The sequence below is a fragment of the Enterobacter sp. SORGH_AS_0287 genome (genome assembly GCF_031453695.1).
Taxonomy (GTDB): Bacteria; Pseudomonadota; Gammaproteobacteria; order Enterobacterales; family Enterobacteriaceae; genus Enterobacter; species Enterobacter ludwigii.
This window is the reverse complement of record NZ_JAVIZW010000001.1, coordinates 3,133,344-3,149,165: the sequence shown is the minus strand read 5'-3', so window position 1 is coordinate 3,149,165 and position 15,822 is coordinate 3,133,344. Positions and strand designations below refer to the sequence as shown.

At 54.8% G+C, this 15,822-nt stretch carries 12 protein-coding genes and 1 pseudogene; 7 read left to right on the top strand and 6 right to left on the bottom strand.

Going from position 1 to position 15,822, the window contains the following annotated elements; genetic code table 11:
• Nucleotides 1-54 precede the first annotated feature (54 nt).
• The 4 genes and pseudogenes from QE396_RS14945 (at nt 55) to rlmB (ending at nt 5,256) form a co-directional block, all read left to right on the top strand.
• Nucleotides 55-1,354: pseudogene (locus QE396_RS14945) on the top strand (adenylosuccinate synthase).
• Nucleotides 1,355-1,546: 192 nt separating this feature from the next.
• Nucleotides 1,547-1,972 (top strand): nitric oxide-sensing transcriptional repressor NsrR, encoded by a 426-nt coding sequence (nsrR, locus tag QE396_RS14940; RefSeq protein ID WP_014168317.1) that lies wholly within the window; start codon nt 1,547-1,549, stop codon nt 1,970-1,972.
• Between the two features lie 38 nt (nt 1,973-2,010).
• Complete coding sequence (gene rnr, locus QE396_RS14935; RefSeq protein ID WP_020882942.1) at nt 2,011-4,452, top strand: ribonuclease R; 2,442 nt, start codon at nt 2,011-2,013, stop codon at nt 4,450-4,452.
• A gap of 69 nt (nt 4,453-4,521) precedes the next feature.
• Nucleotides 4,522-5,256 carry a 23S rRNA (guanosine(2251)-2'-O)-methyltransferase RlmB gene (gene rlmB, locus QE396_RS14930; protein ID WP_014168319.1) on the top strand — a complete coding sequence of 245 codons (735 nt, stop codon included), beginning with the start codon at nt 4,522-4,524 and terminating at the stop codon, nt 5,254-5,256.
• A gap of 67 nt (nt 5,257-5,323) precedes the next feature.
• On the opposite strand, the gene QE396_RS14925 is transcribed toward rlmB, so the two are convergent.
• Nucleotides 5,324-6,598 (bottom strand): MFS transporter, encoded by a 1,275-nt coding sequence (locus QE396_RS14925; RefSeq protein WP_020882941.1) that lies wholly within the window; start codon nt 6,596-6,598, stop codon nt 5,324-5,326.
• A gap of 195 nt (nt 6,599-6,793) precedes the next feature.
• On the opposite strand from QE396_RS14925, the gene QE396_RS14920 reads away from it, so the two are divergent.
• Nucleotides 6,794-8,416: an isovaleryl-CoA dehydrogenase gene (locus tag QE396_RS14920; protein ID WP_020882940.1), complete on the top strand. Its 1,623-nt coding sequence runs from the start codon at nt 6,794-6,796 to the stop codon at nt 8,414-8,416.
• Here QE396_RS14920 and QE396_RS14915 read toward each other — a convergent pair.
• The 3 genes from QE396_RS14915 to bsmA all read right to left on the bottom strand — a co-directional run bounded on the left by QE396_RS14915 (nt 8,413) and on the right by bsmA (nt 11,269).
• The gene (locus QE396_RS14915; RefSeq protein WP_020882939.1) at nt 8,413-10,344 is read right to left on the bottom strand and encodes a methyl-accepting chemotaxis protein; all 1,932 of its coding nucleotides are present in this window, start codon (nt 10,342-10,344) and stop codon (nt 8,413-8,415) included. The genes QE396_RS14920 and QE396_RS14915 overlap by 4 nt on opposite strands.
• A 171-nt stretch (nt 10,345-10,515) precedes the next feature.
• Nucleotides 10,516-10,791 (bottom strand): DUF1471 family protease activator YjfN, encoded by a 276-nt coding sequence (gene yjfN, locus QE396_RS14910; RefSeq protein WP_025206250.1) that lies wholly within the window; start codon nt 10,789-10,791, stop codon nt 10,516-10,518.
• Nucleotides 10,792-10,939: 148 nt separating this feature from the next.
• Nucleotides 10,940-11,269: a biofilm peroxide resistance protein BsmA gene (gene bsmA, locus QE396_RS14905; RefSeq protein ID WP_025206249.1), complete on the bottom strand. Its 330-nt coding sequence runs from the start codon at nt 11,267-11,269 to the stop codon at nt 10,940-10,942.
• Between the two features lie 137 nt (nt 11,270-11,406).
• Between bsmA and yjfP the strand changes: the two genes are divergently transcribed.
• A complete protein-coding gene (gene yjfP / locus QE396_RS14900) occupies nt 11,407-12,129 on the top strand; it encodes an esterase (protein ID WP_047366503.1) in 723 nt (240 codons plus the stop codon).
• Here yjfP and ulaR read toward each other — a convergent pair.
• On the bottom strand, nt 12,126-12,884 hold the full coding sequence (gene ulaR / locus QE396_RS14895) for an HTH-type transcriptional regulator UlaR (RefSeq protein WP_309951600.1): 759 nt from the start codon (nt 12,882-12,884) through the stop codon (nt 12,126-12,128). The genes yjfP and ulaR overlap by 4 nt on opposite strands.
• Nucleotides 12,885-12,995: 111 nt before the next feature.
• Entirely contained in the window at nt 12,996-14,060 is a 1,065-nt protein-coding gene (ulaG, locus tag QE396_RS14890) for an L-ascorbate 6-phosphate lactonase (protein ID WP_020882936.1), read from the bottom strand.
• A 358-nt stretch (nt 14,061-14,418) separates the two neighbouring features.
• Here ulaG and ulaA point away from each other — a divergent pair, with 358 nt between their 5' ends.
• Nucleotides 14,419-15,819: a PTS ascorbate transporter subunit IIC gene (gene ulaA / locus QE396_RS14885; RefSeq protein WP_020882935.1), complete on the top strand. Its 1,401-nt coding sequence runs from the start codon at nt 14,419-14,421 to the stop codon at nt 15,817-15,819.
• The last annotated feature ends 3 nt before the right edge of the window (nt 15,820-15,822 follow it).

Genomic DNA, 15,822 nt, shown 5'->3' with positions numbered 1-15,822 from the left:
TCTGAAAAAGCGATGGTAGAATCCATTTTTAAGCAAACGGTGATTTTGAAAAAAATGGGTAACAACGTCGTCGTACTGGGCACCCAATGGGGTGACGAAGGTAAAGGGAAGATTGTTGATCTTCTGACTGAACGGGCTAAATATGTTGTACGCTACCAGGGCGGTCACAACGCAGGCCATACTCTCGTAATCAACGGTGAAAAAACCGTCCTCCATCTTATTCCATCAGGCATTCTTCGCGAAAACGTCACCAGTATCATCGGTAACGGCGTTGTGCTGTCTCCGGCTGCTCTGATGAAAGAGATGAAAGGTCTGGAAGACCGTGGTATCCCCGTTCGCGAGCGTCTGCTGCTCTCCGAAGCCTGCCCGCTGATCCTTGATTATCACGTGGCGCTGGACGTAGCGCGTGAGAAAGCGCGTGGCGCGAAAGCGATCGGCACGACCGGTCGTGGTATCGGCCCGGCTTACGAAGACAAAGTTGCTCGTCGCGGTCTGCGCGTGGGCGATCTGTTTGATAAAGAGACGTTCGCTGAAAAACTGAAAGAAGTGATGGAATATCACAACTTCCAGCTGGTGAACTTCTATAAAGCTGACGCTGTTGACTACCAGAAAGTGCTGGATGACGTCATGGCGATTGCTGACATTCTGACCGGTATGGTTGTTGATGTGTCCGATCTGCTGGACCAGGCGCGCAAGCGTGGCGATTTCGTCATGTTCGAAGGTGCGCAGGGTACGCTGCTGGACATCGACCACGGTACCTATCCGTACGTCACCTCCTCTAACACCACCGCGGGTGGCGTTGCGACCGGGTTCTGGTCTGGGTCCACGTTATGTGGATTACGTTCTGGGCATCATCAAAGCTTACTCCACTCGCGTGGGTGCGGGTCCATTCCCGACTGAGCTGTTTGATGAAACCGGCGAGTTCCTGTGCAAGCAGGGTAACGAGTTTGGCGCGACCACCGGTCGTCGTCGTCGTACCGGCTGGCTGGACGTGGTAGCCGTGCGTCGCGCAGTACAGATTAACTCCCTGTCTGGCTTCTGCCTGACCAAACTGGACGTGCTGGACGGTCTGAAAGAGGTGAAACTCTGCGTAGGCTACCGTATGCCTGATGGTCGCGAAGTGACCACCACTCCGCTGGCTGCGGATGACTGGAAAGGCATCGAGCCAATCTACGAAACCATGCCAGGCTGGTCTGAAACGACGTTCGGTGTGAAAGAGCGTAGCGGTCTGCCGCAGGCAGCACTGAATTACATCAAGCGTATTGAAGAACTGACCGAAGTGCCGATCGACATTATCTCTACCGGCCCTGATCGTACTGAAACGATGATCCTGCGCGACCCGTTCGACGCATAATCTTCGTGACTGCTGGCCTGCGGGACAACCCGCAGGCTGGATACGCGTCGCGCCATCCGGCGAACGCTCCTCGATCTCCGCTTTTTCGCCCCGTCTGTCAAATAAATTAGCCGCTTACTATCTGGCTGGTTTATCATCATTAATGAATATCTGTGCGGTTTATCCGCGTTTTCCCTTTTTCCTGAGGTTGATGTGCAGTTAACAAGTTTCACCGATTACGGCTTACGCGCGCTGATTTACATGGCGTCGTTACCCGATGGGAAAATGACCAGTATCTCTGAGGTTACAGAGGTATACGGTGTGTCCCGTAATCATATGGTCAAAATAATCAATCAACTTAGTCGTGCCGGATACGTTGCTGCCGTCCGCGGGAAGAATGGTGGGATCCGTCTCGGTAAACCGGCGCAGAGTATTCGTGTTGGGGATGTGGTACGTGAACTGGAGCCGTTGTCTCTGGTGAACTGCAGCAGCGCGTTCTGCCACATTACGCCCGCTTGTCGCCTTAAACAGGCACTTTCTCTGGCCGTGCAAAGTTTTCTCAAGGAACTGGATAACTACACGCTGGCCGATTTGGTTGAAGAGAATCAACCACTTTATAAATTATTGCTGGTGGAATGAAGAAAATTTCCACCGGAGCTGACAACGGAGGAACCGATATGTCACATGATCCTTTCCAGGAACGCGAAGCCGAAAAATACGCGAATCCTATCCCCAGCCGCGAGTTCATCATTGAACACTTAACAAAACGCGAAAAACCCGCCAATCGTGAAGAACTTGCCGTTGAATTAAACATTGAAGGTGAAGAGCAAATTGAAGCCCTTCGCCGCCGCCTGCGCGCGATGGAGCGCGACGGGCAACTGGTCTTTACCCGCCGTCAGTGCTATGCGCTTCCCGAACGTCTTGACCTGCTGAAAGGCACCGTCATCGGCCACCGTGATGGCTATGGCTTCCTGCGCGTAGAAGGCCGTAAAGACGATCTTTATCTTTCCTCTGAGCAGATGAAGATGTGCATTCACGGTGACCAGATCCTGGCGCAACCGCTGGGCGCGGACCGTAAAGGTCGCCGCGAAGCGCGCGTGGTGCGTGTCCTGGTCCCTAAAACCAGCCAGATTGTTGGCCGCTACTTTACCGACGCTGGCGTGGGCTTTGTGGTGCCGGACGACAGCCGCCTGAGCTTCGATATCCTGATCCCGCCTGAAGAGGTGATGGGCGCCCGTATGGGCTTTGTGGTGGTGGTTGAACTCACCCAGCGTCCTACCCGCCGCACCAAGGCGGTCGGGAAAATCGTCGAAGTGTTAGGCGATAACATGGGCACCGGCATGGCCGTTGATATGGCGCTGCGTACTCATGAAATTCCTTACGTCTGGCCGAAAGCGGTTGAAGAGCAGGTTGTCGGCCTGAAAGAAGACGTGCCGGAAGAGTCCAAAGTGGGCCGCGTGGATTTGCGCGATCTGCCGCTGGTGACTATTGATGGTGAAGATGCCCGCGACTTCGATGATGCCGTTTATTGCGAGAAAAAACGCGGCGGCGGCTGGCGTCTGTGGGTTGCCATCGCTGACGTAAGCTATTACGTGCGCCCGCATACTCCGCTGGATAACGAAGCGCGCAGCCGTGGAACGTCGGTCTACTTCCCGTCGCAGGTAATCCCGATGCTGCCGGAAGTCTTGTCTAACGGCCTGTGCTCCCTGAACCCGCAGGTTGACCGCCTTTGCATGGTCTGCGAGATGACCATCTCCACCAAAGGGCGCTTAACGGGTTACAAATTCTACGAAGCGGTAATGAGCTCCCATGCGCGCCTGACCTACACCAAGGTCTGGCATATGCTGCAGGGCGATCAGGATCTGCGTGAGCAGTATGCGCCGCTGGTGAAACACATCGAAGAGCTGCATAACCTCTACAAAACGCTGGATCAGGCGCGTGAAGAGCGCGGCGGGATCTCGTTTGAGAGCGAAGAGGCGAAGTTCATATTTAACGCTGAACGCCGCATTGAACGTATTGAGCAGACCCAGCGTAACGATGCCCATAAGCTGATTGAAGAGTGTATGATTCTGGCAAACATCTCGGCGGCACGTTTCGTTGAGAAAGCCAAAGAACCTGCGCTGTTCCGTATTCACGATAAACCGTCGACCGAAGCCATCACTGCGTTCCGCTCCGTGCTGGCTGAACTGGGTCTGGAACTGCCTGGCGGTAACAAGCCAGAGCCGCGTGATTACGCTGAATTGCTGGAGTCGATTGGCGATCGCCCGGATGCAGAAATGCTGCAGACCATGCTGCTGCGTTCCATGAAGCAGGCGATTTACGATCCGGAAAACCGCGGTCACTTCGGTCTGGCGCTGCAGTCTTACGCCCACTTTACCTCGCCGATCCGTCGTTATCCGGACCTTTCCCTGCACCGCGCGATCAAGTATCTGCTGGCGCAGGAGCAGGGTCATAAAGGTAATACGACCGAAACCGGTGGCTACCATTATTCAATGGAAGAGATGCTGCAACTCGGTCAGCACTGTTCCATGGCCGAACGTCGTGCAGATGAAGCGACGCGCGACGTGGCAGACTGGCTGAAGTGTGACTTTATGCTGGACCAGGTGGGTAACGTCTTTAAAGGCGTGATTGCCAGCGTCACCGGCTTTGGTTTCTTCGTCCGTCTGGATGAACTGTTTATCGACGGTCTGGTGCATGTCTCCAGCCTGGATAACGACTATTACCGTTTCGACCAGGTCGGGCAGCGCCTGATTGGTGAATCTGGCGGCCAGACCTATCGTCTTGGCGATCGCGTGGAAGTGAAGGTCGAAGCCGTTAATATGGACGACCGTAAAATCGACTTTAGCCTGATCTCCAGCGAGCGTGCCCCGCGTAATGTGGGTAAAACGGCGCGTGAAAAGACGAAAAAAGGGGGCAACGGCAACAGCGGTGGCAAACGTCGTCAGGCGGGTAAGAAGGTAAACTTCGAGCCAGACAGCGCGTTCCGTGGTGAGAAGAAACAGAAGCCGAAGGCCGTGAAGAAAGAGGCCCGGAAGGCGAAAAAGCCGTCCACCAAAACGCAGAAAATTGCGGCTGCCACCAGGGCAAAGCGCGCAGCGAAGAAACAGCAGGCGGAGTAATTCTCCCCCTCAACCTGACCCTCTCTCCTGCGGAGAGAGGGAAAAGAAAAGACAGAACGAGAACCATCAATGAGTGAAATGATTTACGGCATCCACGCGGTGCAGGCCCTGCTGGAGCGCGCACCGGAGCGTTTTCAGGAAGTGTTTATTCTGAAAGGGCGTGAAGACAAACGTCTGATGCCGCTGATCCACGCCCTGGAAGCACAAGGTGTTGTGATCCAGCTGGCGAACCGCCAGTTCCTGGATGAGAAAAGTGAAGGTGCCGTTCACCAGGGCATTATTGCCCGCGTTAAGCCAGGTCGTCAGTATCAGGAAAACGATCTGCCGGATCTTATCGCCGGGCTGGAAAATCCATTCTTCCTGATCCTTGACGGCGTGACCGACCCGCACAACCTTGGCGCATGTCTGCGAAGCGCAGATGCGGCAGGTGTTCATGCGGTTATCGTGCCGAGGGATCGCTCTGCACAGCTTAACGCGACGGCGAAGAAAGTGGCCTGTGGCGCAGCGGAAAACGTACCGCTGATCCGCGTCACCAACCTGGCGCGCACCATGCGTATGCTGCAGGAAGAGAATATCTGGATCGTCGGTACCGCGGGTGAAGCGGATCATACTCTGTATCAGAGCAAGATGACCGGCCGTCTGGCACTGGTGATGGGTGCCGAGGGCGAAGGTATGCGCCGTCTGACCCGTGAGCATTGCGATGAGCTGATCAGCATTCCAATGGCGGGCAGCGTGTCGTCTCTGAACGTCTCCGTGGCAACAGGTATCTGCCTGTTTGAAGCGGTACGTCAGCGCGGGGAATAAACAGCAAGGCCGTCCTGAGGACGGCTTTTCGTATTTTCTGTGGGAGGGTCACCAGACGGTGAAAAACTCACTCCTCCAGTGACCGCAAATGGTCATCCTTCCTGAGCGTCATCAGCGCGAAGATACTCACTACCGCCGTCGCCATGACGTAATAAGCCGGAATATCCAGGTTGCCCGTCTCTTTAATCAGCCCGGTAATAATCAGCCCCGCGCAGCCCGAGAAAAGGGCGTTCGACAGGGAATAAGCCAGCCCAAGCCCGGTATACCGTACGCGCGTCGGGAACATCTCTGAGAGCATCGCCGGCCCGGGGCCTGCCAGCATCCCCACCAGACCACCCGCAATCAGCACCACCAGCGCTTTGATGGCCAGCGTGCTGGACTCCGCCTGTAAAACCTTCAGCAGCGGCAGGGCAAGGAGCAGCAGCAACGTGGTGGCGACGATCATCACCGTGCGGCGTCCGATTTTGTCGCTCAGGATCCCGGACGGAATAATCGTCAGCGCAAAACCGATGTTCGAAATCACCGCAATCAACAGCGCCTGATTAAATCCGGTATGCAGCGCCGACTGCAGATAGGTGGGCATAATCACCAGATAGGTATAACCCGCCGCTGACCAGACCATCACCCGGCCAATGCCCATCGCAATGGCGTTGAGCGTGGCGACGGTATCAGCCTGAGCGGCAACCGGCTTTTCCTGTTGTTGCACAAAGCTTGGCGTCTCTTCCATACTCACCCGCAGCCACAGCGCCACCACGCCCATCGGTAATGCCAGGAAGAACGGGATGCGCCAGCCCCAGTCATGCAGGGCTTCCGGTGTCAGAAGGGCGGAGAGCAGTGCGACAATGCCAGCGCCTGCTAACAGGCCCAGCGCGACGGTAAATGACTGCCATGCACCGTAGAGGCCCCGCTTGCCGCGTGGGGCAAACTCCGTCATCAGCGAGACGGCGCCGCCATACTCACCACCGGCGAACAATCCCTGCAGGATGCGCAGCAGCGTGATAATCAGCGGGGCGGCAATACCGATGCTGGCATAGACCGGCACAATACCGATTGCGGCGGTGGACAGCGTCATCAGCACCAGTACAATAATCAGCGTCGGTTTTCGGCCTATCCGGTCACCTATTCTGCCAAACACCACCGCGCCCAGCGGGCGGAAGAAGAAGGCGATGGCAAAGGAAGCGTAGGTGAGGATCAGGCTGGTCAGCCCCGCGTCCCCCTCAAGCTGGAAGAAGTTCTTCGCAATTACGGTTGCCAGAAAACCATAGACCGCAAACTCATACCACTCGATAAAGTTACCAATGGAGCCTGCAATTAATGCACGCTTGTGCGCGTCCGGTTGCATAACGTTCCTCACTGAAAGGGGGGTAAGAATAAATTATTCAACAAAAGCGAATGCGCGAAATAGTTTATTCTTATGTTCTGTGAGCTATTTCACGAATGATATCAGCCGGATCGTCATCGTGTGACCTCACTCCCATGCAGCGTGCACGTGGCCTGTCCATACTTATCTTCATTGCCACTGAAGGAGGGAGACAGCATGCACTGGCAGACCCATACCGTTTTTAATCAACCTGCACCGCTCTCAAACAGCAACCTTTTCCTCTCTGATTGCGCTCTGCGTGACGCGGTTGTTCGCGAAGGTGCCGAGTGGGATATCGAGCTTCTTGCCAGCATCGGCCAGCAGTTAGGAACCGCGGAATCGCTGGAACTGGGCAGGCTGGCGAACGTTAATCCGCCGGAGTTATTACGCTATGACGCTACCGGGGAGCGACTGGATGACGTTCGCTTTCATCCCGCATGGCACCTCTTAATGCAGGGACTTTGCGCCAACCGTGTCCATAACCTGGCGTGGGAAGAGGAGGCGCGCAAAGGCGCGTTTGTCGCCAGAGCTGCACGTTTTGTTTTGCACGCTCAGGTAGAAGCGGGCACGCTTTGCCCTGTCACCATGACCTTTGCTGCTACACCGCTGCTGCAACAGGCGCTGCCCGAGCCGTTCCGTGACTGGATCACGCCGTTAATGAGCGATCGTTACGATCCTCATCTTGCGCCGGGGGCGCAAAAGCGTGGCCTGCTGATTGGCATGGGGATGACAGAAAAACAGGGCGGCTCGGACGTACTCAGCAATACCACCAAAGCGGAAAAGTGCAGTGACGGCAGCTACCGGCTTATCGGGCATAAATGGTTTTTCTCTGTGCCGCAAAGCGATGCGCATCTGGTGCTGGCCCAGGCGAAAGGGGGGCTGTCCTGCTTTTTTGTTCCACGCTTTTTGCCTGACGGGCAACGCAATGCCGTACGTCTGGAGCGGCTGAAAGAGAAGCTCGGCAACCGCTCTAACGCCAGCAGCGAAGCGGAATTCCTGGATGCGTCCGGCTGGCTGCTGGGGGAAGAAGGAGAAGGGGTACGCCAGATCCTCCGAATGGGTGGGCTGACGCGGTTTGACTGCGCGCTGGGCAGCCATGGGCTGATGCGTCGGGCTTTATCCGTGGCGCTTTACCATGCGCATCAACGCCAGACGTTTGGTAAAAACCTTATCGACCAGCCGCTCATGCGCGATGTGCTGAGCCGCATGGCGCTGATGCTGGAGGGCCAGACGGCACTGTTGTTCCGTCTGGCCCGGGCGTGGGACAAGCGTGCCGATCCTCAGGAGGCAGCCTGGGCGCGGCTTTTCACCCCCGCGGCGAAATACAGCGTCTGCAAAGCGGGTATCCCGTTTGTGGCGGAAGCCATGGAAGTGCTCGGCGGCACAGGCTACTGCGAGGAGAGTGAGCTCCCCCGTTTGTACCGTGAGATGCCCGTGAACAGCATCTGGGAAGGGTCCGGCAATATTATGTGCCTGGACGTTCTGCGTGTACTGACGAAGCAATCCGGCATTCTCGACCTGCTTGTGGATGATTTTGCCCAGGTAAAAGGGCAGGACAGGCACTTCGATCGCAGCTGGCGTCAGCTTCAGCAAAAACTGCGAAAACCGCAGGAGGCGCAGGGACGGGAGATCACGCAACAGCTTTTCCTGCTGGGGGCCGGAAGTCAGATGCTGCGGCACGCATCGCCACCCGTGGCGCAGGCGTGGTGCCGCATGATGCTTGATACCCGTGGCGGTACGCTGATGAGCGAGCAGGTGCAAAATGACCTGCTGTTGCGTGCCACGGGCAGGGTTGGCTAACTCTTTAGCTGGAACAGGCTCACCAGTTGGGTAAGGTGTGAGCCTTTCTCACGTAGCGTGTGTGCGGTTTGTTCGCTGCGTAAGACGCGGTCGGCGTTGATGTGCGACGCTTCGCCAATGTGGGTCATGGCCAGATTAACCTGGCCTATTCCCGCGGATTGCTCGCGGGACGCATGGTTAATCTCCGTGACCAGCTTGTTGATGTTATCGATGTGCACGATGATGGAATCCATCGCCAGACGCGTTTGTTCAGACAGCGCATGGCCTTCGCTGACTTTTCTGAGCGTATCGCCGATGAGCTGTTCAATCTCCTTCACCGCGTTGGCGCTGCGTCCTGCCAGCGCGCGTACTTCCTGCGCCACCACCGCAAAACCTTTTCCGTGCTCGCCTGCGCGGGCTGCTTCAACCGCTGCGTTAAGCGCCAGAATGTTGGTCTGAAAAGCGATGGATTCAATCACGCGCGTGATGTCTTCGATTCGCTTTGATGCTTCGCGAATATCATCCATGGTAGCGACAGCGTGGGTGACCGTCTCACCACCCTGATGTATCGCGCGCGACGTTTCGCCTACCAGCTGCTGCGTTTGTTCCATGTTGGCGGCATTTTGCTGCACGGTCGCGGCCAGTTGCTCCATGCTGGCTGACGTCTCTTCTACACTGCTGGCCTGCTTGTTAATCTGCCCGGAGATTTCTTCGCTATCGGATGCCAGCGCGTTGGTGCCCATATGGATCTCCGCTGCGGCCTCGCGCACCTGAAGAACAATTTTCTGCAGTCCCCCTCCAATACCGTTAATGGCATCGATGAGCTGACCGACCTCATCCTGGCGGGTCACGGGCAGGCTGGAGCGCAGATCGCCTGCGGCATACTGTCGGGCCAGGTGGATCACATTGCGCAATGGGCGCGTCAGTATGCGTCGTATAATGACCACAAACAGACCCGCGAAGAGCACTGACAGCACCACCCCTGCCAGCAGGAAGCGGTCGCGCATGGCGGTCACGCTTGAGAGCAGTACCGATTTATCCACTTCGCCGACAATGGCCCAGTTCCAGCCTGGCAGCGGCGTATACGCCATGGTCAGCGTGCGACCATCGGCACTGACGCGCTCCAGCGTGCCGGATTTATCACTCAACAGCTGTTGCTGGATAGCGCTATCCCACTCCGGTACTTTTCCCTCCGCGCTGGTGTGGAACAGATACTGCCCGCGCGTTTTGCCATGGCTGCGGTCCAGAACAAAGAAGTGACCGCTCTCGCCCAGTCGGCGGTTGAGGATTTTCTCGCGCATGACGTTCCAGGAGTGAGTGATGTCCACACCAACAAAGATGATTGCAATGACCTGGCCGTCTGCGTTTTTAACCGGCTGGTATTGGGTGATGTAGCGCTTGCCGAACAGCAGCGCCAGACCGCGATAAACCTCGCCCCGGGTGACGGCGGCAAAGGCCGGGCTGGTGGTATCCAGAACGGTGCCCATTGCCCGCTCGCCGTTCTCTTTGCGCAGCGATGTGGCGACGCGCACAAAGTCGTTACCGCTACGCACAAACAGGGTCGAGATTGCCCCTGTCCGGCTCAGAAAATCGTCTGAAAGGGTATTGTTTTCATGCAGTCCGGTTTCCCCTCCTTTCAGGAGCGGAACGTTAATCCCGTTAATCGTCTGGGTTTGCGTGTTATCAACGCTCAGTGGCTGGGGCAAAAAGGTGGTAAACAGCCGGGTATAACTCTCGACCTCTTCACTCAGGCTGGTGTTAAACATCTGCACCATATCGACCATGCCGGTGGACTGATTATGCAGGTCTTCTATCGCGAGGGCTTCAAGCTGCTGGCTGGCTTTTTGGCTGAGCAGAAAAGTGAAAAACAGAAACAGGATGGCGACACTGGCACCGGTAAGCAGCGACAGCTTTGCACCCAGACCTGCACGACGGAAAAAGTTGATCATAAATTGCTCATCATTGAAAAGGTATGGCTTTTCAACGGCAGAGCAGGGATAACGTTTACTGTTTTAGTGTAACAAAATGTTATTTAATTGTTTTTAATTGGTTTGCTAAAAGATAAAAAATTTGCAAAACCGAAAAGCCACTAAAAGTAAGTGGCTTTTATCGGAGGGGGATTACGCGTAGAGAATGGCCTGTACCCGCCAGTGATCGATGTACTGATCTTCCTGCATCTGGATAATGCGATACCATGAAGCACCCTGCTCATCGGCCTTTAATGCAACGACACGTTCAACGTCCTGCGGGCTCCCCGAAATATTATTCACGGAGATCTGGCCAATTTCATTCAGGCCAGTCACACAATCAGCACTGGCAAATTCAGCTGACTGCGCGGTTGTGCTCACAAGACCTGCTGAGAGCAACAGTGTGGTCAAAGCAAGAGTTCGTTTCATCGTCAGCTCCATTTCACATGTCTCCGGTATCCGCCGGGCAATCCTTCGCGAATAAACTCACTTCCATTGTTGCGGGCATGGAGTTTATTGTGGACAGGAAAGTGTCTATGGACGCAAAGCAGTGTAAATGTCGTTCAAATGAAGACGATCATTGACGATACAGAATGGCCTGTGAGTACCACTGTCCCGTAATGATGGTTTCGTCGATCATAATGATGACGTAATAATCTGCTTTGGCGGCGACGGCTTGTGCCTTTATTGCTTCTTCCGCGTCATCCGGGGAGCCGCGAACCAGCGCAGAGACGGTACCCATACGCTGTAATCCTTCCGTCTGATTTCGACGGATTTCCTGCGGGTGATCGGCGACCGGGGGAGCGGGTTGTGGCGTTCCCTGCAGCGCGCTACAGCCACTGAGCAGTAACATCAGCAATAAAGCAGCAAACCTGCGCATAACCATATCTCGTTTCCTGATAGCCATAGTGTAGTTGTCTGTGAATTTAGTTTTGGGGGAATGTTCCCGAAGTGTTAGCTGGGGCGTAATTTTCGAATGAAAATAGCGTGAAATCGTAACCCAGTTCTCAACATTATGAATCATTCATCATTACAGGGTCGACAATGATTGAAATTGAAATACGCCATCTGGGTGATCGTGAAATATTACACGCAACACCCGCCGGAAAACGTGAGGAACCACTGCCTGTTATAGTGTTTTATCATGGATTTACCTCATCGAAGCTGGTCTACAGCTATTTTGCGGTGGCACTCGCGCAGGCCGGTTTTCGTGTGGTCATGCCGGATGCACCTGACCACGGCGCACGTTTTACCGGCAACGAACAGGCGCGACTTGGGCAGTTCTGGCACATTTTGCACGGTAGCCTGACCGAGTTTGCCGGGCTGCGCGATGCGCTTTACCAGGCAGGGCTGGTGGCTGATAATCGGCTGGCCGTGGCTGGGGCATCGATGGGCGGGATGGCGGCGCTGGGGATCATGACGCACCATCCAGAAGTGAAGTCAGTGGCTTGTCTGATGGGCTCGGGCTACTTCACCTCACTGGCGAAGACGCTTTTTCCACCTCAGGCACTCACAGAGGTTGAGGCGGCGCTTGCAGAGTGGGAGGTTACCCGGGCGTTACCGCGTCTGGCCGATCGTCCTTTGCTGTTGTGGCATGGTGATGCGGACGATGTGGTCCCACCCGGAGAAACGTTCCGGCTTCAGCAGGCGCTACAGCACGAGGGGCTGGATAGCAACCTGACCTGCCTGTGGGAAGCGGGCGTTCGCCACCGCATTACGCCAACGGCGCTGGACGCCACGGTGGACTTCTTCCGCCAGCACCTTTAAACGCACAGGACGTTGACACCCTGATCTTTCAGTTTCTGGAGGATCTCAGGGTTAGCACCTTTGCCGGTGATCACCATGTCTATCTGTTCAGCACGGCTGAACAGCATTCCTGCGCGTTCGCCCACTTTACTGCTGTCGACCAGCACAACGAGCTTGCCCACCACGTTAAGCATGTTTTGTTCTGCCATGGCGGTCAACATATCGGTTTTGTAGAGGCCATCTGCGGTCAGGCCTTTGCCACTGGTAAACATCCAGTGTCCGGCATAAAGACTGTTTTCGCTGTCCTGCGGGCTGAGTGTGATGGACTGGCTCTTGTTATACTGGCCGCCCATGATCACCACGCTCTCATGCTCCTGATCGATAAGATAGTTGGCGAGCGGCAAATAGTTCGTGATGATTTGTACCGGCTTTCCGCACATCTCCCGACCTAACAGAAACGCCGTGGAGCCGCAGTTGATCACCACGCTCTCGCCGGGGTTCACCAGCTGCGATGCCGCTCTGGCAATACGGACTTTTTCATCATGATTTTGCGCCTGATGAATGTTCATCGGCGTCCAGCGTGGACGCTGCTGGCTAATCGCTTCCGCACCGTTGCGGACTTTTTTCAGCTTACCGCTTTCATCCAGCTTATTAATATCCCGCCGCGCTGTTGCCGGGGAAATCCCTAAACGTTCGATCATCACTTTCTCAACGGTGACAAACCCTGTTTGCGCCAGGAGTTCCAGTAATATTTGATGCCGTTGCGCTTCCGTCATGAGCTATTCCGATAAGAATTGATTTTAAAAGATGATATTTGAAATAGCGTGAAATTACTAAAAGAAATATGAAACCGCCAGACACTCGGGTCTGGCGATGGGCCTTAATAATCAGAGGAATGACTTGAACGGCAGGTCTGGCTCAAGAGTAAAGCAATCATCAAAGCCACGTGGGTAGTGATACTCGAGATTGTCTTTGTCCAGCGGCCAGGTGAACTTGCCTCCTACCTGCCAGATGAACGGCTTAAAGCCATACTTCAGGCGGTCTTTTTTCATTTCCCACAGTACGCGTATCTCCTGCGGGTCGGCCTGGAAGTTCGACCAGATATCGTGGTGGAAAGGGATCACTACTTTGGTGTTCAGCGCTTCCGCCATGCGCAGCATATCGGCGCTGGTCATTTTGTCTGTAATGCCGCGTGGGTTCTCCCCGTATGAGCCGAGCGCCACATCAATCTGATGCTCATTGCCGTGCTTTGCATAGTAGTTTGAGTAGTGAGAGTCACCGCTGTGGTACAGGGAACCGCCGGGCGTTTTAAACAGGTAGTTCACCGCACGTTCGTCCATACCGTCTGGCAGTACGCCTGCGGCTTTCTGATCGGCCGGAAGGGTAATCAGTGCAGTGCGGTCAAAGGCATCCAGCGCGTGGATCTCAACGTCTTTAATTTTGACCACATCGCCCGGTTTCATGACGATGCAGCGCTCTTTCGGTACGCCCCAGCCGATCCATAAATCCACGCAGGTTTGCGGCCCGATGAACGGTACGTCATCGGCACAGTTTTGCATGACCGCTGCCGCCACGTTGACATCAATATGATCGTTATGATCGTGCGTAGAGAGAACGGCATCGATCTGGCGAATGGCGAACGGATCAAGAACAAACGGTGTGGTACGCAGGTTTGGCTGAAGTTTTTCCACGCCCGCCATGCGTTGCATCTGATGGCCTTTTTTCATCAGCGGGTTACCGTGACTCTGTTTGCCGGTGCCGCACCAGAAATCGACACAAATATTCGCGCCACCTTCTGATTTCAGCCAGATCCCCGTACACCCCAGCCACCACATTGCAAAGGTACCAGGAGCAACCTGTTCCTGCTCAATCTCTTCATTCAGCCAGCTACCCCATTCCGGGAAAGTGCTCAGAATCCATGATTCACGGGTAATGGTGTTCACTTTACTCATCGTTCTGACTCCTGGTTTAATCAAAAGTAATCAACTGGTGATTTGTTGTGATTAATGCTGGCACCATTTCACGCGCATTGCAACGATCAAAATGTGTAATTTTATCTGCCTGACGTCACGGACGCTCTTCTCGCTTCTTGTTATCTTTTACCGTATTAATCATTAATTGCATGAATTATATGGAAATAATTCTATGTGGCATGCCGAAGTGAAAATCATTACTAACACCAGGGAAATAATTTGCGTGATGCGTCACAAATAATCAGATTTAATCTTGTGATGATTATTTGTGATTAATAGAGTGTTGTCACCAACCGCACAGGGATTGCCCCTCGTGTTCTCATTTCTGGAGAGAGTTATGGAGATCCTCTACAACGTCTTTACCGTGTTCTTTAATCAGGTAATGACTAATGCCCCGCTGTTGTTGGGCATCGTGACGTGCCTTGGCTATATCCTGCTGCGTAAAAGCGTCAGCGTTATTATTAAAGGCACCATTAAAACCATCATCGGTTTCATGCTGTTGCAGGCGGGTTCAGGCATTTTGACCGGCACCTTCAAGCCGGTAGTGGCCAAAATGTCGGAAGTCTATGGCATCAACGGCGCCATCTCTGACACCTACGCCTCGATGATGGCCACCATCGATCGCATGGGCGATGCCTACAGCTGGGTAGGGTATGCGGTCCTGCTCGCGCTGGCGCTGAACATCATTTACGTTCTGTTGCGCCGCATTACCGGTATTCGCACCATCATGCTGACTGGCCATATCATGTTCCAGCAGGCAGGGCTGATTGCGGTTTCCTTCTTTATCTTTGGCTACCCAATGTGGACGACCATTATCTGCACCGCGGTGCTGGTCTCGCTCTACTGGGGTATCACCTCCAACATGATGTACAAGCCCACGCAGGACGTCACCGACGGTTGCGGCTTCTCCATCGGCCACCAGCAGCAGTTTGCCTCCTGGATTGCCTATAAAGTCGCGCCGTATCTGGGCAAAAAAGAAGAGAGCGTCGAAGATCTTAAACTGCCGGGCTGGCTGAATATTTTCCACGACAATATCGTTTCTACGGCGATTGTGATGACCCTCTTCTTCGGTGCCATTCTGCTCTCCTTTGGCATTGACGTCGTACAGGCGATGGCGGGTAAAACCCACTGGACTGTCTATATCCTGCAAACAGGTTTCTCTTTCGCGGTGGCGATTTTCATTATCACCCAGGGCGTGCGTATGTTCGTTGCCGAGCTGTCCGAAGCCTTCAACGGTATCTCTCAGCGTCTGATTCCCGGTGCGGTACTGGCGATTGACTGCGCGGCTATCTACAGCTTCGCGCCAAACGCGGTGGTCTGGGGCTTCATGTGGGGCACCATCGGCCAGCTGATTGCGGTGGGTATCCTGGTGGGCTGCGGCTCTTCCATTCTGATCATTCCTGGCTTTATCCCGATGTTCTTCTCCAACGCCACCATCGGCGTCTTTGCGAACCACTTTGGTGGCTGGCGCGCGGCGCTCAAGATCTGCCTGGTGATGGGGATGGTGGAAATCTTCGGGTGTGTGTGGGCGGTCAAGCTCACCGGTATGAGCGCCTGGATGGGCATGGCCGACTGGTCAATTCTGGCACCACCGATGATGCAGGGCTTCGCCTCCGTTGGCCTGATCTTTATGGCTGTCATCATCCTCATTGCTCTGGCTTATATGTTCTTCGCTGGTCGCACTCTGCGGGCTGAAGAAGATGCAGAAAAACAAACAGCAGAAGTTTCTGCTCATTAAGGA

Coding starts and splice junctions, on each gene's coding strand:
- rnr (WP_020882942.1), top strand. CDS start 2,011: ATGTCACATGATCCTTTCCAGGAACGCGAAGCCGAAAAATACGCGAAT.
- rlmB (WP_014168319.1), top strand. CDS start 4,522: ATGAGTGAAATGATTTACGGCATCCACGCGGTGCAGGCCCTGCTGGAG.
- QE396_RS14925 (WP_020882941.1), bottom strand. CDS start 6,598: ATGCAACCGGACGCGCACAAGCGTGCATTAATTGCAGGCTCCATTGGT.
- QE396_RS14920 (WP_020882940.1), top strand. CDS start 6,794: ATGCACTGGCAGACCCATACCGTTTTTAATCAACCTGCACCGCTCTCA.
- QE396_RS14915 (WP_020882939.1), bottom strand. CDS start 10,344: ATGATCAACTTTTTCCGTCGTGCAGGTCTGGGTGCAAAGCTGTCGCTG.
- yjfN (WP_025206250.1), bottom strand. CDS start 10,791: ATGAAACGAACTCTTGCTTTGACCACACTGTTGCTCTCAGCAGGTCTT.
- bsmA (WP_025206249.1), bottom strand. CDS start 11,269: ATGGCTATCAGGAAACGAGATATGGTTATGCGCAGGTTTGCTGCTTTA.
- yjfP (WP_047366503.1), top strand. CDS start 11,407: ATGATTGAAATTGAAATACGCCATCTGGGTGATCGTGAAATATTACAC.
- ulaR (WP_309951600.1), bottom strand. CDS start 12,884: ATGACGGAAGCGCAACGGCATCAAATATTACTGGAACTCCTGGCGCAA.
- ulaG (WP_020882936.1), bottom strand. CDS start 14,060: ATGAGTAAAGTGAACACCATTACCCGTGAATCATGGATTCTGAGCACT.
- ulaA (WP_020882935.1), top strand. CDS start 14,419: ATGGAGATCCTCTACAACGTCTTTACCGTGTTCTTTAATCAGGTAATG.